Origin of the sequence: Streptococcus sp. 3167 (assembly GCF_013277175.1) — a bacterium.
Taxonomy (GTDB): domain Bacteria; phylum Bacillota; class Bacilli; order Lactobacillales; family Streptococcaceae; genus Streptococcus; species Streptococcus pseudopneumoniae.
In genome coordinates this window covers 13537-37744 of the sequence record NZ_VMML01000048.1, presented here as the reverse complement: position 1 = coordinate 37744, position 24208 = coordinate 13537, and the positions used below count along the sequence as shown (strand labels likewise).

Here is a 24208-nt window from a genome sequence, read left to right as displayed (position 1 = left end):
ATGGACATCTGGGAAAAGATGTACGAAGAAGCACAGAAACTATACAATCCACATGAAGTATCAGACTTTGTTTATGCCAATCATGTTGTAGCTGCAGTAGAAGCAGAAGATGGACAAATATTTACAGGTTTCTGTATGGAGGGAACCTGTGGTGTTTTCCATCTCTGTGCAGAACGGGCGGCCCTCTTCAATATGTACCAATTTTCAGGACAAACTAAGGTTAAGAAAGTATTAGCCTTTCGAGATAAAGCACCTTATGGTGGAAGTTCAGGAATGCCCTGTGGCGCTTGCAGAGAATTCCTTTTAGAGTTGAACGCTGAAAATAAAGATGCAGAATTCATGATGGACTACGATACAAGAAAGACAGTGAAAGCCGCAGAACTAATGCCCTATTGGTGGGGAGAAGAACGTGCTTCTAAGTTTAATAATCAATAGAAGAGTCAGTATAATTCTGGCTCTTTTTACTATAATTTGAAAAACTGTACTTGAAAAAATGAAAAAAGTTTAAAAAAGTAGAAAATCTAATTGCTACTGCTATTTCCGGTGGTGTGGCAGGCATTGGTAATTTGGTAAAGAAAAAAGGATTGGCAGTTGCTAAAGCTACTTTAAGTAGGGTAGCTAAAAAAGCTGCTATTCGTTTAGGCATTTATAGCAATCGGTTATCTGAACTTCTTGAACGTATATTTGATTATATTAACATTTTCTACAATGTAGGTTATGCGGTAGCTCAATGGGTTGATGCTAGGGATGTATATCCAAATAATGGACGGATTAATTTCTGGGCTTAAATCTATGTGTAAGATTTTATTATCTTTGTTTTTGTTTGTTTTCTTATTTCATTTGCTAGCACATTACATTTTTGGATTTGATCAGTTGAGTGTTACCCAATTATTATTATCTTCGATTTTTGTTGCAGGTATCAGAAAAATTGGAGATGAGTCATAAGAGAGAAAGCAGAAGTTAGAGGCTAGCTTCTGCTTTTTTATCTACATTGCTTTACCGGTAAATAAAAAAGTTAAAAATATCACAAAAATACCTAAAGAGCCAATTGAAAAGGCTTGCAATTATATTATAAATAGTACATTTAAAAAACGGAGGAGTGCTTTATGAAAGCCTATACTTATGTTAAACCAGGACTTGCTTCTTTTGTTGATGTAGACAAACCAGTTATTCGCAAGCCAACAGACGCTATTGTGCGTATCGTAAAAACCACTATTTGTGGAACAGACCTCCATATTATCAAAGGGGATGTCCCTGCTTGCCAAAGTGGTACCATTCTTGGTCACGAAGGGATTGGGATTGTGGAAGAAGTTGGAAAAGGAGTTTCGAACTTCAAAAAAGGCGATAAGGTCTTGATTTCTTGTGTCTGTGCCTGTGGTAAATGCTACTACTGTAAAAAAGGAATTTATGCCCACTGTGAAGACGAAGGGGGCTGGATTTTTGGTCACTTGATTGATGGTATGCAGGCTGAGTATCTACGTGTCCCTCATGCAGATAACACTCTTTACCACACTCCAGAAGACTTGTCAGATGAAGCCTTGGTTATGCTATCAGACATTCTGCCTACTGGGTATGAAATTGGTGTCTTGAAAGGAAAAGTAGAACCTGGTTGTAGCGTAGCCATTATTGGTTCAGGTCCAGTTGGATTGGCTGCTCTCTTGACAGCTCAGTTCTACTCACCAGCCAAATTGATTATGGTGGACTTAGACGATAACCGCTTGGAAACTGCTTTATCATTTGGTGCGACTCACAAGGTTAATTCTTCAGACCCTGAAAAAGCGATTAAAGAAATTTATGATTTGACAGATGGCCGTGGTGTAGATGTCGCTATCGAAGCTGTTGGTATTCCTGTAACATTTGATTTCTGTCAAAAGATTATCGGTGTAGACGGAACAGTTGCCAACTGTGGTGTACATGGTAAACCAGTTGAATTCGATTTGGACAAACTTTGGATTCGCAACATCAATGTAACAACTGGTTTGGTATCTACAAATACAACTCCACAATTGTTGAAAGCACTTGAAAGTCATAAGATTGAACCAGAAAAATTGGTAACTCACTATTTCAAACTCAGTGAAATTGAAAAAGCCTACGAAGTCTTCGGTAAGGCAGCAGACCACCATGCCATTAAGGTCATCATCGAAAACGATATTTCAGAGGCTTAAGTAGTAAAAAGATTTTGGAACATAAGCAAATAGAAATTCAGTCATCATAGGATGGCTGGATTTTTTATCAAAAAAATTAAGAAATGAGCATATTTCTTTCCTTGTTTAGCGGAATTGGTTATAATATATGGTACAAAGGAATGAATGAATATGTATCGTGTTATAGAAATGTACGGAGATTTTGAACCCTGGTGGTTCTTAGAAGGTTGGGAAGAAGATATTGTAGCAAGTAAGAAATTTGACCAGTATTATGATGCTCTCAAATACTACAAGACTTGCTGGTTTAGATTGGAACAAGAATCCCCTCTTTATAAAAGTAGAAGGGACTTGATGACCATTTTTTGGGACCCGGAAGATCAACGCTGGTGTGATGAATGTGATGAGTATTTACAACAATACCATTCTTTGGCTCTTTTACAGGATGAGCAGGTTATTCCAGATGAAAAACTACGTCCAGGCTATGAAAAACAAACAGGTAAGGAAAGGCACCGTTCTTGCCGTATGAAAGTAAAATAGAGAAAAAGTAACTTTTTGGAGTTGCTTTTTTATTTTTTCCAAATCTTTGCGAATAGTATAGGTGAGGAGGTAGGTATGGTTCAAGAAATTGCACAAGAAATCATTCGTTCGGCCCGGAAAAAAGGAGCGCAAGATATTTATTTTGTCCCTAAGTTAGATGCCTATGAGCTTCATATGAGGGTAGGAGACGAGCGCTGTAAAATTGGCTGTTATAACTTCGAAAAATTTGCGGCCGTCATCAGTCACTTTAAGTTTGTGGCGGGTATGAATGTGGGAGAAAAGCGACGTAGTCAACTCGGTTCCTGTGACTATGAATATGACCAGAAGATGGCGTCCCTACGTTTATCTACCGTAGGCGATTATCGAGGGCATGAGAGTTTAGTCATTCGCTTGTTGCACGATGAAGAGCAGGACTTGCATTTTTGGTTTCAGGATATTGAAGAATTAGGCAAGCAGTACAGGCAACGGGGACTCTATCTTTTTGCTGGCCCGGTTGGGAGTGGTAAGACGACCCTGATGCATGAATTGTCCAAGTCACTCTTTAAAGGACAGCAAGTTATGTCCATCGAAGATCCTGTCGAAATCAAGCAGGACGACATGCTTCAGTTGCAGTTGAACGAAGCAATCGGCCTAACCTATGAAAATCTAATCAAACTTTCCTTGCGTCATCGACCAGATCTCTTGATTATCGGAGAAATTCGGGACAGCGAGACGGCGCGTGCAGTGGTCAGAGCTAGTTTGACAGGTGCAACAGTTTTTTCAACCATTCACGCCAAGAGTATCCGAGGTGTTTATGAGCGTCTGCTGGAGTTGGGTGTGAGTGAAGAAGAATTGGCAGTTGTTCTGCAAGGAGTCTGCTACCAGAGATTAATCGGGGGAGGAGGAATCGTTGACTTTGCAAGCAGAGATTATCAAGAACACCAAGCAGCCAAGTGGAATGAACAGATTGACCAGCTTCTTAAAGATGGACATATCACAAGTCTTCAGGCTGAAACGGAAAAAATTAGCTACAGCTAAGCAAAAAAATATCATCACCTTGTTTAACAATCTCTTTTCCAGCGGTTTTCATCTGGTGGAGACCATCTCCTTTTTAGATAGGAGTGCTTTGTTGGATAAGCAGTGCGTGACCCAGATGCGCACGGGCTTGTCTCAGGGGAAATCATTCTCAGAAATGATGGCTAGTTTGGGCTTTTCAAGCGCTATTGTCACTCAGTTATCCCTAGCGGAAGTCCATGGAAATCTCCACCTGAGTTTGGGAAAGATAGAAGAATATCTAGACAATCTGGCCAAGGTCAAGAAAAAATTAATTGAAGTAGCGACTTATCCTTTGATTTTGCTGGGATTTCTTCTCTTAATCATGCTGGGACTACGGAACTACCTACTACCACAACTGGATAGTAGCAATATTGCCACCTACATTATTGGCAATCTCCCACAAATTTTTCTAGGAATGGTAGGTTTTGTTTCCATACTTGCCCTTTTAGCGCTAACTTTTTATAAAAGAAGTTCTAAGATGCGAGTCTTTTCTATCTTAGCACGCCTTCCCTTTCTTGGAATTTTTGTGCAGACCTATCTGACAGCCTATTATGCGCGTGAATGGGGGAATATGATTTCGCAGGGAATGGAGCTGACGCAGATTTTTCAAATGATGCAGGAACAAGGTTCCCAGCTCTTTAAAGAAATCGGTCAAGACCTGGCTCAAGCCCTGCAAAATGGCCGAGAATTTTCTCAGACGATAGGAACCTATCCTTTCTTTAAGAAGGAGTTGAGTCTCATCATCGAGTATGGGGAAGTCAAGTCCAAGCTGGGTAGTGAGTTGGAAATCTATGCTGAAAAAACTTGGGAAGCCTTTTTTACCCGAGTCAACCGCACCATGAATTTGGTGCAGCCACTGGTTTTTATCTTTGTGGCACTGATTATCGTTTTACTTTATGCGGCAATGCTCATGCCCATGTATCAAAATATGGAGGTGAATTTTTAAAATGAAAAAAATGATGACATTCTTGAAAAAAGCTAAGGTTAAAGCTTTCACACTTGTGGAGATGTTGGTGGTCTTGCTCATCATCAGCGTACTTCTCTTGCTTTTTGTACCTAATTTGACCAAGCAAAAAGAAGCAGTCAACGACAAAGGAAAAGCTGCTGTTGTTAAGGTGGTGGAAAGTCAGGCAGAGCTTTATAGTTTGAATAAAAATGAAGAGGCTACTCTAAGCAAATTACAAGCAGATGATCGCATCACAGAAGAGCAAGCTAAAGCTTATAAAGAATATCATGCAAAACAAAATAAGACTCAAACGGTCGCGGATTAAGGCCTTTACCATGCTTGAAAGTCTCTTGGTTTTGGGACTTGTGAGTATCCTTGCCTTGGGCTTGTCAGGCTCTGTCCAGTCCACTTTTGCGGCGGTAGAGGAACAGATTTTCTTTATGGAGTTTGAAGAACTCTATCGGGAAACCCAAAAACGCAGTGTAGCTAGTCAACAAAAGACTAGTCTGAACTTAGATGGGCAGACCATTAGCAATGGCAGTCAAAACTTGACAGTTCCTAAAGGAATTCAGGCACCATCAGGCCAAAGTATTACATTTGACCGAGCTGGGGGCAATTCGTCCTTAGCTAAGGTTGAATTTCAGACCAGTAAAGGAGCGATTCGCTATCAATTATATCTAGGAAATGGAAAAATTAAACGCATTAAGGAAACAAAAAATTAGGGCAGTGATTTTACTGGAAGCAGTAGTCGCTCTAGCTATCTTTGCCAGCATTGCGACCCTCCTTTTGGGACAAATTCAAAAAAATAGGCAAGAGGAAGCAAAAATCTTGCAAAAGGAAGAAGTCTTGAGGGTAGCTAAGATGGCCTTGCAGACAGGTCAAAATCAGGTAAACATAAACGGAGTTGAGATTCAGGTGTTTTCTAGTGAAAAGGGATTGGAGGTCTACCATGGTTCAGAACAGTTGTTGGCTATCAAAGAGCCATAAGGTCAAGGCTTTTACCTTATTAGAATCCCTGATTGCCCTCATTGTCATCAGTGGAAGCTTACTCCTCTTTCAAGCCATGAGTCAGCTTCTCATTTCAGAAGTTCGCTACCAGCAACAGAGCGAGCAAAAAGAGTGGCTCTTGTTTGTGGACCAGTTGGAAGCAGAATTAGACCGTTCGCAGTTCGAAAAAGTGGAGGGCAATCGTCTCTATATGAAGCAAGATGGCAAGGACATAGCCATTGGCAAGTCCAGATCAGATGATTTTCGTAAAACAGATTCTAGTGGTCGAGGCTATCAGCCTATGGTTTATGGTCTCAAATCTGCGCAGATTACAGAGGAGAATCAAGTGGTTCGCTTTCGTTTTCAATTCCAAAAAGGCTTAGAAAGGGAGTTCATCTATCGTGTGGAAAAAGAAAAAAGTTAAGGCAGGTGTTCTCCTCTATGCAGTCACCATGGCAGCCATCTTTAGTCTTTTGTTACAATTTTACTTGAACCGACAAGTCGCCCACTATCAAGACTACGCTTTAAATAAAGAAAAGCTGGTCGCTTTTGCCATGGCCAATCGAGCCAAAGATAAGGTTGAGCAAGAAAGTGGGGAACAGACCTTTAATCTGGGTCAGGTGAGCTATCAAAATAAGAAAACAAGCTTGGTGACAAGGGTTCGTACGCCGAAGAGTCAATATGAGTTTCTGTTTCCTTCAGTCAAAATCAAAGAAGAGAAAACAGAGAAAAAGGAAGAGGTAGTGACTGATTCAAGTAATCAAGCAGAGAAGAAAAAATCAGAAGAGAAGGTTGAAAAGAAAGAGAATTCCTAGCCAATCAAGCTACTTTGTGCTAAACTAAAAATATGAGACATGATTTTAACCACAAAGCAGAAACTTTTGATTCCCCTAAAAATATCTTCCTTGCAAACTTGGTTTGTCAAGCAGTCGAGAAACAGATTGATCTTCTATCAGACAAAGAAATTTTGGATGCTTTTTTTGTGAATAATCGGGGTAGATACCTATCCGAATTTTTAAATTTTCCTAGTACAAAGAAGTTGCTAAGGAACATCGCGAAAGGTTCTGTTAATCAATCCAATATAAATGCAAGGAGTAGTAAATGCGAAACAAATTTTAAAATTTTTTAAATTGAAATTTGGCTTTTAACATGAGGAGTCTCCCTTTACCAAATTTGAGTCTGCCTATCCCTTGACTATTCTTTCCTTTTCACAAACGATTCGCTTATTCAATTATAAGTTTACGTTCTCCTAGTCACAGTTCTTGTGCTTGATGGAAAGAATGACACCTATAAATATGCGAGGTAGTGGCTGTATCACTCACTTATTCACCTCCACGTGATTTGTAGTAGTGATAGACTTTCTCACTATTATTATAAAACAAAATAAAGAGCACACCACTTTTTCATTCTGTCTTGTGCCTTGAGTGAAACGAAAGGAATGAATTATAAACATAAAAGTTTAGTATATAGATTATTCCTCTCAAAATATGCAAATAAGCTAGAATACTAAATTTATAGCAGACTTAGTGAAAAGCAGAAACTAGAAATGATACTAGTTTCTGCTTTTCTCCATAATAATTAATTTCCCCTTTTTTCCTTCTAAATCTTTCTTCACAACAAAAAAACCTGAATTTCTATATGCTTTTTGAGCCAATATATTTTTTTCATTTACAGCCAATACAATATGGTTAATTTCTAATTTTAAAGTTGAGTCTATGAATTCAAATATTTTATTCAGAGCATTAGAACCATATCCTTGATTTCTGAAATTATCATCAATAGAAAATCCTCTAATAAGCGCATAATCATTTTGATAATAGCCATACTCTTTAGGACCAGTGTTTAGGTGTAGGCAAAAAAATCCAATTACTTTATGTTCTTTATTAAGTATTACTATTGGGTATCTATACTTATCTTTTTTAGACTTTTCAATAATATTTTTTGGGGTATCAGTATGTGTAATATCATTTAAAGAATAAGAACTTAAAGAATGGTAATGGTCAACTTCACTATACAAAGATAATTTCATGATAATTAATTCCTTTCTCTTTATGTAAGATACATAACTAAATAGGACTCTAGGTATGTAGATTTTTTTATGAAATGTCCTATAAAAATCAGATATATTTAGAGTTATTACTTTAGTCCTTTATTTTCATTATTAGACTTCCTGCAAAACTAGAATCCTAGTTCATGATTGATAATACCAGCAATCAAATTCATTCGTAATCCGAAGCGTTTACGATGATTTCGATAGGTTGTTGAAAACATTTTAAACGTTTTTATAGTGAAATGAAATAAGAACAGGACAAATCGATCAAGACAGTCAAATCGATTTCTAACAATGTTTTAGAAGTAGAGGTGTACTATTCTAGTTTCAATCTACTATACTCTGTCAAAAATATTCTCAACCTTGATTCTCTCCTTAGATAGCGCATGGTTACAGGCTTTCTCTTCAGCTGTTAGCGGCTTGAGTTTGCTGGATTTACGTGGAGTTTGTGCTTGAGGATATAGCTTCATGAGCCCTTGATAACCACTGTCAGACAAGATTTTACCAGCTTGTCCGATATTTCTGCGACTCATTTTGAACAACTTCATATCATGACAATAGTTCACAGTGATCTCCAAAGAAACAATTCTCCCTTGACTTGTGACAATCGCTTGAGCCTTCATAGCGTGGCATTTCTTTTTACCAGAATCATTCGCTAATTGTTTTTTAAGGCGATGGATTTTTACTTCCGTCGCATCAATCATTACCGTGTCCTCAGAACTGAGAGGAGGTCTTGAAATCGTAAAACCACTTTGAACAAGAGTTACTTCAACCCATTGACTCCGATGGGTTAAGTTGCTTTCGTGGATACCAAAATCAGCCGCAATTTGTTCATAAGTTCGATATTCTCGCACATATTGAAGTCGCCATAAGAAGGTCTTCTAGGCTTAGTTTAGGTTTTCGTCCCCCTTTTGCGTGTTTACCTTGATAAGCTGTTTTCAATACAGCTAACATCTCTTCAAAAGTGGTGCGCTGAACACCAACAAGACGCTTGAATCGTGCATCAGTTAGTTGTTTACTTGCTTCATAATTCATAGAACTACTATACCATGTTTTGTTTCGCAGGAAGTCTAATAAATAAAAACTCTTTAAAATTTTGTTGGGAAAATGGGAAAAGATATAAATGGAAACTTAGTATAACACTTGGAAAACTCTGTAAAAATAGTAAGTCAATTCATGCTTCGTTTTTTCTCTAGGGAAGTTGGGCGGCTATATTTCTATGACCATTTGTCGGAATAAACATCCCTGCCAAGAGTCAATAGAAATAAATTCAACGAAACTTTTGCTGTCAGATTTAGATGCCCAACTTGTCATTTATACTCTTTCATATAGGATTTTCTATAAGGATGGAAAAAAGAAGGGAAATTTGGTAAGATAGGAATATGGATTTTGAAAAAATTGAACAAGCTTATACCTATTTACTAGAGAATGTCCAAGTCATCCAAAATGATTTGACGACCAACTTTTATGACGCCTTGGTGGAGCAAAATAGCATCTATCTGGACGGTGAAACTGAGCTAAATCAGGTCAAAGACAACAATCAGGTTCTTAAACGCTTAGCGCTTCTCAAAGAAGAATGGCTCAAGACCTACCAGTTTCTCTTTATGAAGGCTGGGCAGACAGAGCCCCTGCAGGCTAATCACCAGTTTACGCCAGATGCTATTGCCTTGCTTTTGGTATTTATTGTGGAAGAGTTGTTTACAGAGGAAGAAATCACTATCCTCGAAATGGGTTCTGGCATGGGAATTCTGGGCGCTACTTTCTTGACCTCGCTTGATAAAAAGGTGGATTACTTGGGAATGGAAGTGGATGATTTGCTGATTGATTTGGCAGCTAGCATGGCAGACGTGATCGGATTGCAGGCTGGCTTTGTCCAAGGAGATGCCGTTCGTCCACAAATGCTCAAAGAAAGCGATGTGGTCATCAGCGACTTGCCGGTCGGCTATTATCCTGATGATGCCGTTGCGTCGCGTCATCAAGTTGCTTCTAGCCAAGAATATACTTACGCCCATCACTTGCTCATGGAACAAGGGCTTAAGTATCTCAAGTTAGACGGATACGCTATTTTTCTAGCTCCGAGTGATTTGTTGACCAGCCCTCAAAGTGATTTGTTAAAAGGGTGGCTGAAAGAAGAGGCGAGTCTGGTTGCTATGATTAGTCTGCCTGAAAATCTCTTTGCCAATGTCAACCAATCTAAGACTATTTTTATCTTACAGAAGAAAAATGAAATAGCAGTAGAGCCTTTTGTGTATCCACTTGCTAGCTTGCAAGATGCAAGCATTTTAATGAAATTCAAAGAAAATTTTCAAAATTGGAGCAAAGGTACTGAAATATAAAATAGATTTTGTTATAATAGTTGAAAACGCTTAAAAGAGGTAATTGATAATGACAAAAACAATCGCAATAAATGCAGGAAGTTCAAGTTTAAAATGGCAATTATACTTAATGCCAGAAGAAAAAGTATTGGCGAAAGGCTTGATTGAACGTATCGGTTTGAAAGATTCAATTTCAACTGTAAAATTTGATGGCCGTTCTGAACAACAAATTTTAGATATCGAAAATCACACACAAGCTGTTAAAATCTTATTGGATGACTTGATTCGTTTCGATATTATCAAGGCTTATGATGAGATTACAGGTGTTGGACACCGTGTTGTTGCGGGTGGAGAATATTTCAAAGAATCAACAGTTGTTGAGGGGGATGTTTTAGAAAAAGTTGAAGAGTTGAGCTTGTTGGCTCCTCTCCACAATCCAGCCAATGCAGCAGGTGTTCGTGCCTTCAAGGAATTGTTGCCAGACATTACCAGTGTAGTTGTTTTTGATACTTCCTTCCACGTAAGTATGCCAGAGAAAGCTTATCGCTACCCTCTACCAACAAAATATTACACAGAAAACAAGGTTCGTAAATACGGTGCTCATGGTACAAGTCACCAGTTTGTAGCAGGAGAAGCTGCAAAACTCTTGGGACGTCCATTAGAAGACTTGAAGTTGATTACCTGTCATATTGGTAACGGAGGCTCAATTACAGCTGTGCAAGCCGGCAAATCTGTTGATACTTCTATGGGCTTCACTCCTCTGGGTGGTATTATGATGGGAACGCGTACAGGGGACATTGATCCAGCTATCATTCCTTATTTAATGCAATATACAGAGGATTTTAATACACCAGAAGATATCAGTAGTGTTCTTAATCGTGAATCGGGTCTTTTGGGAGTTTCTGCTAATTCTAGCGATATGCGTGACATAGAAGCTGCTGTAGCAGAAGGGAATCACGACGCTAGCTTGGCTTATGAAATGTATGTTGACCGTATTCAAAAACATATCGGTCAGTACCTTGCAGTACTAAATGGAGCAGATGCCATTGTTTTCACAGCAGGTGTTGGTGAAAATGCAGAAAATTTCCGTCATGATGTAATCTCAGGAATTTCGTGGTTTGGTTGTGATGTTGATGATGAAAAGAATATCTTTGGTGTGACAGGAGACATCTCAACAGATGCAGCGAAGATCCGTGTCTTGGTTATTCCAACAGATGAAGAATTAGTCATTGCCCGTGATGTTGAACGCTTGAAAAAATAAGTGAAACTAAAAAAATATTCAATACAAGGAGTTGGGAAAGTTATTTTTCCAGCTTCTTTTTCTGATGAAATTGTCCAAAACCTTGCTATGATTGGCTTTTTTGAAAAATATGGTATAATAGTAGTAATTTAATAGATGGAGTTGAGTTTTGAAGAAAAACTTTCGTGTAAAAAGAGAGAAAGATTTTAAGGCGATTTTCAAGGAGGGGACAAGTTTTGCCAATCGCAAATTTGTCGTCTACCAACTAGAAAACCAGAAAAACCATTTTCGAGTAGGTCTATCAGTTAGCAAAAAGCTGGGGAATGCGGTCACTAGAAATCAAATCAAGAGACGAATCCGACATATTATCCAGAATGCAAAAGGGAGTCTGGTAGAAGATGTCGACTTTGTTGTCATTGCTCGAAAAGGGGTTGAAACCTTGGGATACGCAGAGATGGAGAAAAATCTACTCCATGTATTAAAATTATCAAAGATTTACCAGGAAGGAAATGGGAGTGAAAAAGAAACTACAGTTGACTAGTTTGCTAGGATTGTCTCTATTGATCATGGCAGCCTGTACAACAAATGGGACAACTAGTGATATTACAGCCGATTCGGCTGATTTTTGGAGTAAATTGGTTTACTTCTTTGCGGAAATCATTCGCTTTTTATCGTTTGATATTAGTATCGGAGTGGGGATTATTCTCTTTACGGTCTTGATTCGTACAGTCCTCTTGCCAGTCTTTCAGGTGCAAATGGTGGCTTCTAGGAAAATGCAGGAAGCTCAGCCACGCATTAAGGCGCTTCGAGAACAATATCCAGGTCGAGATATGGAAAGCAGAACCAAACTAGAGCAGGAAATGCGTAAAGTATTTAAAGAAATGGGTGTCAGACAGTCAGACTCTCTTTGGCCGATTTTGATTCAGATGCCGGTTATTTTGGCCCTGTTCCAAGCCCTATCAAGAGTTGACTTTTTAAAGACAGGTCATTTCTTATGGATTAACCTTGGTGGTGTAGATACAACCCTTGTTCTTCCGATTTTAGCAGCAGTATTCACCTTTTTAAGTACTTGGTTGTCTAATAAAGCCTTGTCTGAGCGTAATGGAGCTACGACAGCGATGATGTATGGGATTCCAGTCTTGATTTTTATCTTTGCAGTTTATGCGCCAGGTGGAGTCGCCCTATACTGGACAGTGTCCAATGCTTACCAAGTCTTGCAAACCTATTTCTTGAACAATCCATTCAAGATTATCGCAGAGCGCGAGGCTGTAGTACAGGCACAGAAAGATTTGGAAAATAGAAAAAGAAAAGCCAAGAAAAAGGCTCAGAAAACGAAATAATAAGGAGGAATCTGGTAATGGTAGTATTTACAGGTTCAACTGTTGAAGAAGCAATCCAGAAAGGATTGAAAGAATTAGATATTCCAAGGAAGAAGGCACATATTAAAGTCATTTCTAGGGAGAAAAAAGGCTTTCTTGGTTTATTTGGTAAAAAACCAGCCCAAGTGCATATTGAAGCGATTAGTGAAACGACTGTTGTCAAAGCAAATCAACAAGCTGTAAAGGGAGTTCCAAAACAAATCAATGATTTGAATGAGCCTGTTAAAACAGTTAGTGAAGCGACCGTTGATTTGGGTCATGTTGTAGAGGCAATTAAAAAGATTGAGGAAGAAGGCCAAGGTATTTCTGATGAAGTCAAGGCTGAAATCTTAAAACATGAAAGACATGCCAGCACTATCTTAGAAGAAACTGGTCACATTGAGATTTTAAATGAACTTCAAATCGAGGAAGCGATGAGGGAAGAAACGGGCGCTGATGACCTTGAAACTGAGCAAGACCAGACTGAAAATCAAGACTTGACAGAGATGGGCTTGAAAGTTGAACCGAGCTTTGATATTGCCCAGGTGGCTACGGATGTGACTGCCTATGTTCAAGCGATTGTGGATGACATGGACGTTGAGGCGACGATTTCAAATGACTATAACCGTCGTAGCATCAATCTACAAATTAACACCAACGAACCAGGTCGTATTATCGGTTACCATGGTAAAGTCTTGAAGTCCTTGCAACTGTTGGCTCAAAATTATCTTTATAATAGCTATTCAAGAACCTTCTATATTACAATCAATGTCAATGATTATGTTGAACACCGTGCAGAAGTCTTGCAGACCTATGCGCAAAAATTGGCGACTCGTGTTTTAGAAGAAGGCCGCAGTCATCAAACAGATCCCATGTCAAATAGCGAACGCAAGATTATCCACCGTATTATTTCACGTATGGATGGCGTGACTAGTTACTCTGAGGGTGACGAGCCCAATCGCTATGTCGTTGTAGATACAGAATAAGTAAAATCAGGTTTATCCTGATTTTTTGCTAGCTAGAGGAGATGAAACGGATGCTGAATAAGATAAGAGATTATTTAGACTTTGCTGGTTTGCAGTACCGTAATCCTGATAAAGCGGGAGCAGAGCGAGAGAAGATGCTGGAATTGCGCTATAAAGGCCAAGAGGCACGAAAGGCTTTTACAGAACTGGCCAAAGCCTTTCAAGCAAGCCATCCAGAATGGCAACTCCAACAGACTAGTCAGTGGATGAATCAGGCCCAGCGTTTGAGACCACATTTTTGGGTTTATCTACAGAGAGACGGACAAGTGACAGAACCTATGATGGCCTTACGTTTGTATGGGACATCTACTGACTTTGGAATTTCTTTGGAAGTCAGTTTCATCGAACGTAAGAAGGATGAGCAAACTTTAGAGAAACAGGCCAAGATTTTAGACATTCCAACCGTTAAAGGAATTTATTATCTAGCCTACTCTGATGGCCAAAGTCAACGGTGGGAGGCGAACGAAGAAAAGCGTCGCACTTTAGTCGAGAAGATAGGCAGTCAAGAAATCCGAAAAGTGCTAGTTAAGGCAGATGTTTCTATGACAGAAAAGTCGTCTGAAGAAGAAATCGTAGAAGGCTTATTGAAGTCTTATTCTAAAATTCTTCCCTATTATCTAGCTACGAGAAAATAAGATAATTTGTAAAACATCATAAATCATACAGTCCAAGAGTGAACAGTCCGCTGTGTAATTCTTGGTCTTTTTGTTTGCGCTTTCGCATTATATAATAAACTTACAAAAACAATTCAAAAGGAGAACAATTATGGAAGTCGTTTCAAGTGTTCTAAATTGGTTTTCTAGCAATATTTTGCAGAATCCCGCATTTTTCGTAGGTTTATTGGTGTTGATAGGATATGCACTTTTGAAAAAACCTGCCCATGACGTTTTTTCAGGGTTTGTTAAAGCAACAGTAGGGTATATGTTGCTTAACGTGGGTGCTGGTGGTTTGGTTACAACCTTTCGTCCAATCTTAGCAGCTCTTAACTACAAATTCCAAATTGGTGCAGCGGTTATCGACCCTTACTTTGGACTTGCTGCAGCAAACAACAAAATTGCAGCAGAGTTTCCAGATTTTGTTGGAACTGCAACTACAGCTCTATTGATTGGTTTCGGAATAAATATCTTGCTCGTAGCTCTTCGAAAGATTACGAAGGTAAGAACCCTCTTTATTACTGGTCACATCATGGTACAACAAGCTGCAACAGTATCTCTTATGATTCTATTCTTAGTACCACAATTGCGCAATGCTTACGGTACAGCAGCGATTGGTATCATCTGTGGACTTTACTGGGCAGTTAGTTCAAATATGACTGTTGAGGCAACTCAACGCTTGACTGGTGGTGGCGGATTTGCGATTGGTCACCAACAGCAATTTGCAATCTGGTTTGTAGATAAAGTAGCAGGACGCTTTGGTAAGAAAGAAGAAAGTTTAGACAATCTTAAATTACCTAAGTTCCTCTCAATCTTCCACGATACAGTTGTTGCATCTGCTACCTTGATGCTCGTATTCTTCGGAGTCATTCTTTTAATCTTGGGTCCAGACATTATGTCTAATAAAGAAGTCATCACTTCAGGAACTCTATTCAATCCTGCTAAACAAGATTTCTTTATGTACATTATCCAAACAGCCTTTACCTTCTCAGTTTACCTGTTCGTTTTGATGCAAGGTGTCCGAATGTTCGTATCTGAGTTGACAAACGCCTTCCAAGGTATTTCAAACAAATTGTTGCCAGGTTCATTCCCAGCGGTTGACGTTGCAGCTTCTTATGGATTTGGTTCTCCAAATGCTGTCTTGTCAGGATTTACCTTTGGTTTGATTGGTCAATTGATTACAATTGTCTTGCTCATCGTCTTTAAAAATCCGATTCTTATTATTACAGGATTTGTACCAGTGTTCTTTGACAATGCAGCCATTGCGGTCTACGCTGATAAACGCGGCGGATGGAAAGCGGCTGTTATCCTTTCCTTTATATCAGGTGTCCTTCAAGTTGCTCTAGGAGCTCTTTGTGTGGCTCTTCTCGATTTGGCATCTTATGGTGGCTACCATGGAAATATCGACTTTGAATTCCCATGGCTTGGATTTGGATATATCTTCAAATACCTTGCTATTGTTGGTTATGTACTTGTGTGTCTCTTCTTGCTTGTTATTCCTCAACTTCAATTTGCCAAAGCAAAAGATAAAGAGAAATATTACAACGGTGAAGTTCAAGAAGAAGCTTAGTATCTAGAAAAGGAGAAATAAAATGGTTAAAGTATTAGCAGCGTGCGGAAATGGAATGGGTTCATCAATGGTTATCAAGATGAAGGTTGAAAATGCTCTCCGTAAGCTTAATCAAACAGATTTTACAGTCAATTCATGCAGTGTCGGTGAAGCTAAAGGTTTAGCAGTAGGATATGACATCGTAATCGCTTCTCTTCATTTGATTCAAGAATTGGAAGGGCGAACTAATGGGAAGTTAATTGGGCTTGATAACTTGATGGATGATAAAGAAATCACCGAAAAACTCAGTCAAGCACTACAGTAAAAGGTTGGAGGGGGCTGGACAGAAACTGAGAGTTATCGTTTCTGTCCTTCTCCCTCTTAAATAAAGGAGGCAGATATGAATTTAAAACAAGCTTTAATTGACAATGACTCGATCCGACTAGGTTTAGAGGCTAACGATTGGAAAGAAGCAGTCAAGGTAGCAGTAGATCCCTTAATTGAAAGTGGGGCAATTTTGCCAGAGTATTACGATGCTATCATTGAATCGACTGAAGAGTATGGGCCTTACTATATCTTGATGCCAGGTATGGCTATGCCCCATGCTAGACCTGAAGCTGGTGTGCAAAGTGATGCCTTTTCATTGATTACCTTACAAAATCCTGTTGTATTTTCAGATGGGAAAGAGGTATCTGTTTTGTTGGCACTGGCAGCAACAAGCTCAAAAATTCACACAAGTGTAGCCATTCCACAAATTATTGCCCTGTTTGAATTAGACGATTCTATTGCACGTTTACAGGCTTGCCAGACTAAAGAAGATGTCTTGGCTATGATTGAAGAATCTAAGGATAGCCCTTATCTCGAAGGATTGGACTTGGAAAGTTAGAAAGAGGAATAAAGAAATGACAAAAAGAATACCTAATTTACAAGTTGCATTAGACCATTCAGACTTGCAAGGAGCGATTAAAGCAGCTGTTTCTGTTGGTCAGGAAGTAGATATTATCGAAGCTGGAACTGTTTGCTTGCTTCAAGTTGGAAGTGAACTGGCTGAAGTCTTGCGTAGCCTTTTCCCAGATAAGATTATTGTGGCAGACACAAAATGTGCTGATGCTGGTGGAACAGTTGCTAAAAATAATGCGGTTCGTGGAGCAGACTGGATGACTTGTATCTGTTGTGCAACCATCCCTACTATGGAAGCAGCTCTAAAGGCTATCAAGACTGAACGAGGAGAACGAGGCGAAATCCAGATCGAGCTTTATGGCGATTGGACTTTTGAACAAGCTCAGCTTTGGCTAGATGCAGGTATCTCACAAGCTATTTATCACCAATCTCGTGATGCTCTTCTTGCTGGTGAAACTTGGGGTGAAAAAGACCTTAATAAGGTTAAAAAACTCATTGACATGGGCTTCCGTGTATCTGTAACAGGTGGTCTAGATGTAGATACTCTCAAACTCTTTGAAGGTGTTGATGTCTTTACCTTTATCGCAGGTCGTGGAATTACGGAGGCTGCGGATCCAGCAGGAGCAGCGCGTGCCTTCAAGGATGAAATCAAACGAATTTGGGGGTAAACCATGGCACGTCCGATTGGAATTTATGAGAAGGCAACCCCAACACACTTTACTTGGCTAGAACGTTTAAATTTTGCCAAGGAGTTAGGCTTTGATTTTGTCGAGATGTCTATTGACGAACGTGACGAGCGTTTAGCAAGACTTGACTGGAGTAAGGAAGAACGCTTGGAAATTGTCAAAGCAATCTATGAAACTGGTGTTCGTATTCCTTCTATCTGTTTTTCAGGCCATCGTCGCTACCCATTGGGTTCAAAAGATCCAGTTCTAGAGGAAAAATCTCTAGAACTCATGAAAAAATGTATCGAATTAGCTCAAGACTTGGGAGTTCGTACGATTCAATTAGCTGGTTACGATGTTTACTATGAGGAAAAGTCACCCCAGACACGCCAACGTTTTATCAAAAATTTGAGAAAAGCCTGTGATTGGGCTGAAGAAGCTCAGGTGGTACTTGCTATTGAAATTATGGATGATCCTTTCATCAATAGCATCGAAAAATATTTGGCTATAGAAAAAGAGATTGACTCTCCCTTCCTCTTTGTATATCCAGATATTGGTAATGTGTCTGCATGGCATAATGATATCTATAGTGAGTTTTATCTTGGTCATCATGCCATCGCAGCTCTCCATCTCAAGGATACTTATGCAGTGACAGAAAGTTCAAAGGGCCAGTTCCGAGATGTACCTTTTGGGCAAGGTTGTGTCAAATGGGAAGAAGCTTTTGATATTTTAAAACAAACCAATTATAATGGACCTTTCCTAATCGAAATGTGGTCTGAAAATTGTGAAACAGTAGAAGAAATACGCGCAGCCGTTCAAGAGGCGCAAGCTTTTCTCTATCCACTCATTAAGAAAGCAGGTTTGATGTAAGATGAATCAAGTAATCAATGCTATGCGTAAACGAGTCTGTGATGCCAATCAATCATTGCCAAAACATGGACTTGTCAAATTTACCTGGGGGAATGTATCGGAAGTCAATCGCGAACTCGGTGTCATTGTTATCAAACCATCAGGCGTGGATTATGACGAATTGACACCTGAAAACATGGTAGTGACTGATCTAGATGGTAAGATCCTAGAAGGGGATTTAAGACCATCTTCCGACCTCCCAACTCATGTGCAATTATATAAGGCTTGGTCAGAAATTGGTAGTGTGGTTCACACCCATTCGACAGAAGCTGTTGGTTGGGCTCAGGCAGGTCGTGATATTCCTTTCTACGGAACAACCCATGCAGATTATTTCTACGGTTCAATCCCTTGCGCCCGTAGTTTGACCAAGGACGAAGTAGAAGTGGCCTATGAAAAAGATACTGGCCTGGTTATCGTAGAAGAGTTTGAACATCGCGGACTTAACCCGGTTGAAGTACCAGGAATTGTTGTACGCAATCACGGTCCATTCACCTGGGGCAAAAATCCAGAGGATGCTGTTTATCACTCTGTCGTACTAGAGGAAGTATCAAAGATGAATCGCTTTACAGAACAAATCAATCCAAGAGTTGAACCTGCTCCCCAGTACATACTAGAAAAACACTACCAACGTAAACATGGACCAAATGCTTATTATGGTCAAAAGTAAGAACGATGAAGGAGGAGAAAAAGATAAATTTAGCTCCTCTTTTTACATTTGATTTTTATTGAGAGTAAAGTTGGAGTTGAAGTAATTTTGAAAGATTTTTTAGAAATAGCGCTTGATATATATGGTAAAATAAAAAGAATTGCTGTGATATCAATAGATTTGGGGGATTTTTTAATATGGTACTGGATAAGGCAAGTTGTGATTTGCTTCAATATTTGATGGATCAAGAAACGTCCAAAACGATTATGGCGATTTCGAAAGATTTGAAAGAGTCAAGAAGGAAAATTTATTATCACATTGACAAAATCAATGCTGCTCTGGTTGACGAGGCGCTTCACATCATTAGTATTCCACGAATTGGTATTCACTTAACGGAAGAGCAGAGAGATGCTTGTTGTAAACTATTATTGGAAGTAGATTCGTACGATTATATCATGAGTGCGCATGAACGTATGATGATAATGTTGCTATGGATAGGTATTTCTAAAGAACGTATTACGATTGAAAAATTGATAGAGTTAACAGAGGTATCTAGGAATACTGTTCTCAATGATTTGAATAGCATTCGTTATCAACTAACTTTGGAACAATATCAGGTGACCTTGCAAGTGAGCAAGTCACAGGGATACCACCTTCATGCCCACCCTCTTAATAAAATTCAGTATCTTCAATCGCTTCTATATCATATTTTTATGGAAGAAAATGCCACTTTTGTATCTATTTTAGAAGATAAGATGAAAGAGAGGTTAGATGATGAGTGTTTGCTTTCTGTTGAAATGAACCAATTTTTTAAGGAACAGGTTCCTTTAGTTGAACAAGATTTAGGGAAGAAAATAAACCATCATGAAATAACTTTTATGTTGCAGGTTCTACCTTATTTGCTGTTAAGCTGTCATAATGTTGAACAGTATCAAGAAAGACATCAGGATATAGAGAAAGAATTTTCTTTGATAAGAAAAAGAATAGAGTATCAGGTGTCTAAGAAATTAGGAGAACGGTTGTTTCAAAAGTTTGAAATTTCTTTGTCAGGACTTGAAGTTTCTCTTGTAGCTGTTCTCCTCCTCTCCTATCGTAAAGATTTGGATATTCATGCAGAAAGTGATGATTTTCGGCAATTAAAACTTGCTTTAGAAGAATTTATCTGGTATTTTGAATCACAAATCCGAATGGAGATTGAGAACAAGGATGATTTGTTACGAAATTTGATGATCCACTGTAAAGCCTTGTTATTTAGAAAGACTTACGGTATTTTTTCTAAAAATCCTCTAACAAAACAAATTCGATCCAAGTATGGAGAATTATTTTTAGTCACTAGAAAATCTGCGGAAATTTTAGAAGGAGCATGGTTTATTCGGCTAACAGACGATGATATTGCCTATTTGACGATTCATATTGGAGGATTTTTAAAGTATACACCATCGTCTCAAAAAAATATGAAAAAAGTTTATCTCGTTTGTGATGAAGGTGTTGCGGTTTCGAGACTTTTGCTGAAACAATGCAAACTCTATTTTCCAAATGAGCAAATTGACACTGTATTTACAACAGAACAATTTAAGAGTGTGGAAGATATTGCACAAGTTGATGTAGTGATTACTACTAATGATGATTTGGATAGCAGATTTCCGATTTTAAGGGTTAATCCTATCCTTGAAGCAGAAGATATTTTGAGAATGCTAGACTATCTTAAACACAATATATTTGGTAATGAGGGCAAAAGTTTCAGTGAAAATCTTTCTAGTCTTATTTCGTCTTATATTGCAGACAGCAAGTTGGCTAGTAAGTTCCAAGAAGAGGTTCAAACACTTATAAATCAAGAAATAGTAGTTCAAGCTTTTTTGGAAGATATTTGAAGGACAGTCCAATGATGAACACAAACCTGTGTTTTTCTTGGTCTTTTTTAGTGTTTTGAAGGGTGGTATACTAATCTCAAAGATAACAATTATATCCAAAGGAGGCGACATATGCCAAACGTCAAAGAAATTACAAGAGAGTCATGGATTTTAGCCACTTTCCCAGAGTGGGGAACCTGGTTGAACGAAGAAATCGAAGAAGAAGTCGTACCTGAAGGCAACTTTGCCATGTGGTGGCTAGGCAACTGTGGTACTTGGATTAAGACACCAGCTGGTGCTAACGTTGTCATGGACCTTTGGTCAAACCGTGGAAAATCAACCAAAAAAGTGAAAGATATGGTTCGTGGGCACCAAATGGCAAATATGGCAGGTGTTCGTAAGTTGCAACCAAACTTGCGTGTTCAGCCAATGGTTATCGATCCATTTGCTATCAACGAACTAGACTATTACTTAGTTTCACACTTCCACAGTGATCATATCGACCCATACACAGCTGCAGCAATTCTCAACAATCCTAAGTTAGAGCATGTTAAGTTTATCGGTCCTTACCACTGTGGACGAATCTGGGAAGGATGGGGGGTTCCAAAAGAACGTATCATCGTTGTGAAGCCAGGTGACACTATCGAATTAAAAGATATGAAGATTCATGCAGTAGAATCATTTGACCGTACTTGCTTGGTAACTCTCCCAGTGAACGGTGCTGATGAGACAGGCGGTGAACTTGCTGGCTTGGCTGTTACAGATGAAGAAATGGCTCAAAAGGCTGTTAACTATATCTTTGAAACACCAGGTGGAACCATCTATCATGGTGCAGATTCTCACTTCTCAAACTATTTTGCAAAACATGGTAAAGACTTTAAAATTGATGTTGCTTTGAATAACTATGGTGAAAATCCGGTAGGTATCCAAGACAAAATGACATCTATCGACCTTCTTCGTATGGCAGAAAATCTGCGTACCAAAGTCATTATCCCAGTTCACTATGATATCTGGTCTAACTTCATGGCTTCTACTAATGAGATTCTAGAACTTTGGAAAATGCGAAAAGATCGCTTGCAATACGATTTCCATCCATTTATCTGGGAAGTTGGCGGTAAGTATACTTATCCTCAAGATCAACACTTAGTAGAATACCATCATCCACGTGGTTTTGACGATTGTTTTGAACAAGACTCTAACATTCAATTTAAAGCTTTGCTATAATATAAAAATATTCTTTGGAGGTTATCCGTATGTTGCATGATACGGATAATTTTCATATAATAGTAGAATAGAATGTGTGATTCAATAATCACCTCAAATAGAAAGGAAATTCTATGTCAAATCTATCTGTTAATGCAATTCGTTTCCTAGGTATTGACGCCATCAACAAAGCCAACTCAGGTCATCCAGGTGTGGTTATGGGAGCGGCTCCGATGGCTTACAGCCTCTTTACAAAACAACTTCATATCAATCCAGCTCAACCAAACTGGATTAACCGCGACCGCTTTATTCTTTCAGCAGGTCATGGTTCAATGCTCCTTTATGCTCTTCTTCACCTTTCTGGTTTTGAAGATGTTAGTATGGATGAAATCAAGAGCTTCCGTCAATGGGGTTCAAAAACACCAGGTCACCCAGAATTTGGTCATACGGCAGGGATTGATGCTACGACAGGTCCTCTAGGGCAAGGGATTTCAACTGCTACTGGTTTTGCCCAAGCAGAACGTTTCTTGGCAGCCAAATATAACCGTGAAGGCTACAATATCTTTGACCACTATACTTACGTTATCTGTGGAGACGGAGACTTGATGGAAGGTGTCTCAAGCGAGGCAGCTTCATACGCAGGTTTGCAAAAACTGGATAAGTTGGTTGTTCTTTATGATTCAAATGATATCAACTTGGATGGTGAGACAAAGGATTCCTTTACAGAAAGTGTTCGTGACCGTTACAATGCCTACGGTTGGCATACTGCCTTGGTTGAAAATGGAACAGACTTGGAAGCCATCCATGCTGCTATCGAAACAGCAAAAGCTTCAGGCAAGCCATCTTTGATTGAAGTGAAGACGGTTATTGGATACGGTTCTCCAAACAAACAAGGAACTAATGCTGTACACGGCGCCCCTCTTGGAGCAGATGAAACTGCATCAACTCGTCAAGCCCTCGGTTGGGACTACGAACCATTTGAAATTCCAGAACAAGTATATGCTGATTTCAAAGAACATGTTGCAGACCGTGGCGCATCAGCTTATCAAGCTTGGACTAAATTAGTTGCAGATTATAAAGAAGCTCATCCAGAACTGGCTGCAGAAGTAGAAGCCATCATCGACGGACGTGATCCAGTCGAAGTGACTCCAGCAGACTTCCCAGCTTTAGAAAATGGTTTTTCTCAAGCAACTCGTAATTCAAGTCAAGACGCCTTGAATGTTGTGGCAGCTAAATTACCAACCTTCCTAGGTGGATCAGCTGACCTAGCTCACTCAAACATGACTTATATCAAGACTGACGGACTTCAAGACGATGCCAATCGCTTGAACCGCAACATTCAGTTTGGTGTTCGTGAATTTGCAATGGGAACGATCTTGAACGGGATGGCTCTTCACGGTGGACTTCGTGTATACGGTGGTACTTTCTTCGTCTTCTCTGACTATGTGAAAGCAGCTGTTCGCTTGTCAGCCTTACAAGGACTTCCTGTGACTTATGTCTTTACCCACGATTCAATCGCAGTTGGGGAAGACGGTCCAACTCATGAACCAGTTGAACACTTAGCCGGTCTTCGTGCTATGCCAAATCTAAATGTTTTCCGTCCAGCAGATGCGCGTGAAACGCAAGCAGCTTGGTACCTTGCAGTGACAAGTGAGAAAACACCAACTGCCCTTGTCTTGACACGCCAGAACTTGATTGTTGAAGATGGAACAGACTTCGACAAGGTTGCAAAAGGTGCCTATGTTGTCTATGAAAATGCAGCAGACTTTGATACGATCTTGATTGCGACAGGTTCAGAGGTTAATCTTGCTGTCTCAGCTGCCAAAGAATTGGCTAGTCAAGGTGCAAAAGTCCGCGTAGTCAGCATGCCATCTACAGATGTCTTTGATAAACAAGATACAGCATACAAGGAAGAAATTCTTCCAAATGCAGTCCGCCGTCGTGTTGCAGTCGAAATGGGTGCAACTCAAAGCTGGTACAAATACGTTGGTCTTGATGGTGCCGTTCTAGGTATTGATACCTTCGGAGCCTCTGCCCCAGCACCAAAAGTATTGGCAGAATATGGCTTTACTGTAGAAAATCTTGTAAAAGTTGTTCAAAACTTGAAATAATCCTAAAAATCAGGGCGCAAGCTCTGGTTTTTCTTACTAGAAAAGCAAGGTACAATCTTGTAAAAGTAACTGAAATTTGATATAG

General features: G+C 39.3%; 28 protein-coding genes and 3 pseudogenes. 28 read left to right on the top strand and 3 right to left on the bottom strand.

Translation table 11 applies throughout. The features are described 5' to 3' along the window. The 12 genes and pseudogenes from HT678_RS07520 to HT678_RS07465 form a co-directional block, all read left to right on the top strand. Entirely contained in the window at positions 1–435 is a 435-nt protein-coding gene (locus HT678_RS07520; protein WP_000355903.1) for a cytidine deaminase, read from the top strand. Between the two features lie 113 nt (positions 436–548). Continuing rightward, positions 549–788: a hypothetical protein gene (locus tag HT678_RS07515; RefSeq protein ID WP_000907299.1), complete on the top strand. Its 240-nt coding sequence runs from the start codon at positions 549–551 to the stop codon at positions 786–788. Between the two features lie 318 nt (positions 789–1106). Beyond that, the gene (locus HT678_RS07510) at positions 1107–2165 is read left to right on the top strand and encodes a zinc-dependent alcohol dehydrogenase family protein (RefSeq protein WP_000649463.1); all 1059 of its coding nucleotides are present in this window, start codon (positions 1107–1109) and stop codon (positions 2163–2165) included. A 150-nt stretch (positions 2166–2315) separates the two neighbouring features. Next, positions 2316–2681, top strand: coding sequence for a DUF1033 family protein (locus HT678_RS07505; protein ID WP_000286404.1), 366 nt, complete (start codon positions 2316–2318; stop codon positions 2679–2681). A 75-nt stretch (positions 2682–2756) separates the two neighbouring features. Continuing rightward, complete coding sequence (gene comGA, locus HT678_RS07500) at positions 2757–3698, top strand: competence type IV pilus ATPase ComGA (RefSeq protein WP_000249547.1); 942 nt, start codon at positions 2757–2759, stop codon at positions 3696–3698. After that, complete coding sequence (gene comGB, locus HT678_RS07495) at positions 3646–4662, top strand: competence type IV pilus assembly protein ComGB (protein WP_079230797.1); 1017 nt, start codon at positions 3646–3648, stop codon at positions 4660–4662. Before comGA ends, comGB begins: the two co-directional genes overlap by 53 nt. 1 nt (position 4663) lies before the next feature. Next, complete coding sequence (gene comGC, locus HT678_RS07490) at positions 4664–4987, top strand: competence type IV pilus major pilin ComGC (RefSeq protein ID WP_000738649.1); 324 nt, start codon at positions 4664–4666, stop codon at positions 4985–4987. Next, complete coding sequence (gene comGD / locus HT678_RS07485; RefSeq protein ID WP_007284894.1) at positions 4950–5384, top strand: competence type IV pilus minor pilin ComGD; 435 nt, start codon at positions 4950–4952, stop codon at positions 5382–5384. Before comGC ends, comGD begins: the two co-directional genes overlap by 38 nt. After that, positions 5347–5649: a competence type IV pilus minor pilin ComGE gene (gene comGE, locus HT678_RS07480; protein ID WP_000413380.1), complete on the top strand. Its 303-nt coding sequence runs from the start codon at positions 5347–5349 to the stop codon at positions 5647–5649. Before comGD ends, comGE begins: the two co-directional genes overlap by 38 nt. After that, a complete protein-coding gene (gene comGF, locus HT678_RS07475) occupies positions 5612–6073 on the top strand; it encodes a competence type IV pilus minor pilin ComGF (protein ID WP_000250513.1) in 462 nt (153 codons plus the stop codon). Before comGE ends, comGF begins: the two co-directional genes overlap by 38 nt. Then, positions 6051–6464, top strand: a complete 414-nt coding sequence (gene comGG, locus HT678_RS07470; RefSeq protein ID WP_000265633.1) for a competence type IV pilus minor pilin ComGG — start codon at positions 6051–6053, stop codon at positions 6462–6464. Before comGF ends, comGG begins: the two co-directional genes overlap by 23 nt. A gap of 32 nt (positions 6465–6496) precedes the next feature. Then, positions 6497–6622: pseudogene (locus HT678_RS07465) on the top strand (SAM-dependent methyltransferase); the annotation flags it as partial. Positions 6623–7201: 579 nt separating this feature from the next. Here the strand turns inward: HT678_RS07465 and HT678_RS07460 are convergent. The 3 genes and pseudogenes from HT678_RS07460 to HT678_RS07450 all read right to left on the bottom strand — a co-directional run. Next, positions 7202–7678: a GNAT family N-acetyltransferase gene (locus tag HT678_RS07460; RefSeq protein WP_000777684.1), complete on the bottom strand. Its 477-nt coding sequence runs from the start codon at positions 7676–7678 to the stop codon at positions 7202–7204. Between the two features lie 149 nt (positions 7679–7827). Then, positions 7828–7935, bottom strand: a pseudogene (locus HT678_RS07455) (IS5/IS1182 family transposase); the annotation flags it as partial. 102 nt (positions 7936–8037) lie between these two features. After that, a pseudogene (locus HT678_RS07450) lies at positions 8038–8734 on the bottom strand (IS5 family transposase); the annotation flags it as partial. Between the two features lie 347 nt (positions 8735–9081). Between HT678_RS07450 and HT678_RS07445 the strand changes: the two are divergent. The 16 genes from HT678_RS07445 (at position 9082) to tkt (ending at position 24123) form a co-directional block, all read left to right on the top strand. Further along, positions 9082–10035 carry a class I SAM-dependent methyltransferase gene (locus HT678_RS07445; protein WP_172924793.1) on the top strand — a complete coding sequence of 318 codons (954 nt, stop codon included), beginning with the start codon at positions 9082–9084 and terminating at the stop codon, positions 10033–10035. Between the two features lie 49 nt (positions 10036–10084). After that, entirely contained in the window at positions 10085–11275 is a 1191-nt protein-coding gene (locus HT678_RS07440) for an acetate kinase (protein WP_172924792.1), read from the top strand. Next, positions 11276–11407, top strand: coding sequence for a hypothetical protein (locus HT678_RS11770; protein ID WP_000768904.1), 132 nt, complete (start codon positions 11276–11278; stop codon positions 11405–11407). It begins immediately after the preceding gene. Positions 11408–11423: 16 nt separating this feature from the next. Continuing rightward, complete coding sequence (rnpA, locus tag HT678_RS07435; RefSeq protein ID WP_000739245.1) at positions 11424–11795, top strand: ribonuclease P protein component; 372 nt, start codon at positions 11424–11426, stop codon at positions 11793–11795. Then, on the top strand, positions 11770–12594 hold the full coding sequence (locus HT678_RS07430; protein WP_345890411.1) for a membrane protein insertase YidC: 825 nt from the start codon (positions 11770–11772) through the stop codon (positions 12592–12594). Before rnpA ends, HT678_RS07430 begins: the two co-directional genes overlap by 26 nt. A 17-nt stretch (positions 12595–12611) precedes the next feature. Then, complete coding sequence (gene jag / locus HT678_RS07425; RefSeq protein WP_000260001.1) at positions 12612–13598, top strand: RNA-binding cell elongation regulator Jag/EloR; 987 nt, start codon at positions 12612–12614, stop codon at positions 13596–13598. Between the two features lie 50 nt (positions 13599–13648). Next, positions 13649–14272 (top strand): ribonuclease P, encoded by a 624-nt coding sequence (locus tag HT678_RS07420; protein ID WP_172924805.1) that lies wholly within the window; start codon positions 13649–13651, stop codon positions 14270–14272. Between the two features lie 130 nt (positions 14273–14402). Beyond that, positions 14403–15860 carry a PTS ascorbate transporter subunit IIC gene (locus HT678_RS07415; protein ID WP_050261053.1) on the top strand — a complete coding sequence of 486 codons (1458 nt, stop codon included), beginning with the start codon at positions 14403–14405 and terminating at the stop codon, positions 15858–15860. Between the two features lie 22 nt (positions 15861–15882). Next, positions 15883–16164, top strand: a complete 282-nt coding sequence (locus HT678_RS07410; protein WP_000241469.1) for a PTS sugar transporter subunit IIB — start codon at positions 15883–15885, stop codon at positions 16162–16164. A 75-nt stretch (positions 16165–16239) separates the two neighbouring features. Next, entirely contained in the window at positions 16240–16725 is a 486-nt protein-coding gene (locus HT678_RS07405; RefSeq protein WP_001049927.1) for a PTS sugar transporter subunit IIA, read from the top strand. Between the two features lie 16 nt (positions 16726–16741). Beyond that, on the top strand, positions 16742–17407 hold the full coding sequence (locus tag HT678_RS07400; RefSeq protein ID WP_000166727.1) for a 3-keto-L-gulonate-6-phosphate decarboxylase UlaD: 666 nt from the start codon (positions 16742–16744) through the stop codon (positions 17405–17407). A gap of 3 nt (positions 17408–17410) precedes the next feature. After that, complete coding sequence (locus HT678_RS07395; RefSeq protein ID WP_172924789.1) at positions 17411–18274, top strand: L-ribulose-5-phosphate 3-epimerase; 864 nt, start codon at positions 17411–17413, stop codon at positions 18272–18274. 1 nt (position 18275) lies between these two features. Continuing rightward, positions 18276–18980: an L-ribulose-5-phosphate 4-epimerase gene (locus tag HT678_RS07390; RefSeq protein ID WP_016398039.1), complete on the top strand. Its 705-nt coding sequence runs from the start codon at positions 18276–18278 to the stop codon at positions 18978–18980. Between the two features lie 176 nt (positions 18981–19156). Beyond that, positions 19157–20830 (top strand): transcription antiterminator, encoded by a 1674-nt coding sequence (locus HT678_RS07385; RefSeq protein ID WP_172924787.1) that lies wholly within the window; start codon positions 19157–19159, stop codon positions 20828–20830. Positions 20831–20941: 111 nt separating this feature from the next. Further along, positions 20942–22033, top strand: a complete 1092-nt coding sequence (ulaG, locus tag HT678_RS07380; protein WP_001134220.1) for an L-ascorbate 6-phosphate lactonase — start codon at positions 20942–20944, stop codon at positions 22031–22033. 113 nt (positions 22034–22146) lie between these two features. Beyond that, positions 22147–24123, top strand: coding sequence for a transketolase (tkt, locus tag HT678_RS07375; protein ID WP_101514720.1), 1977 nt, complete (start codon positions 22147–22149; stop codon positions 24121–24123). The last annotated feature ends 85 nt before the right edge of the window (positions 24124–24208 follow it).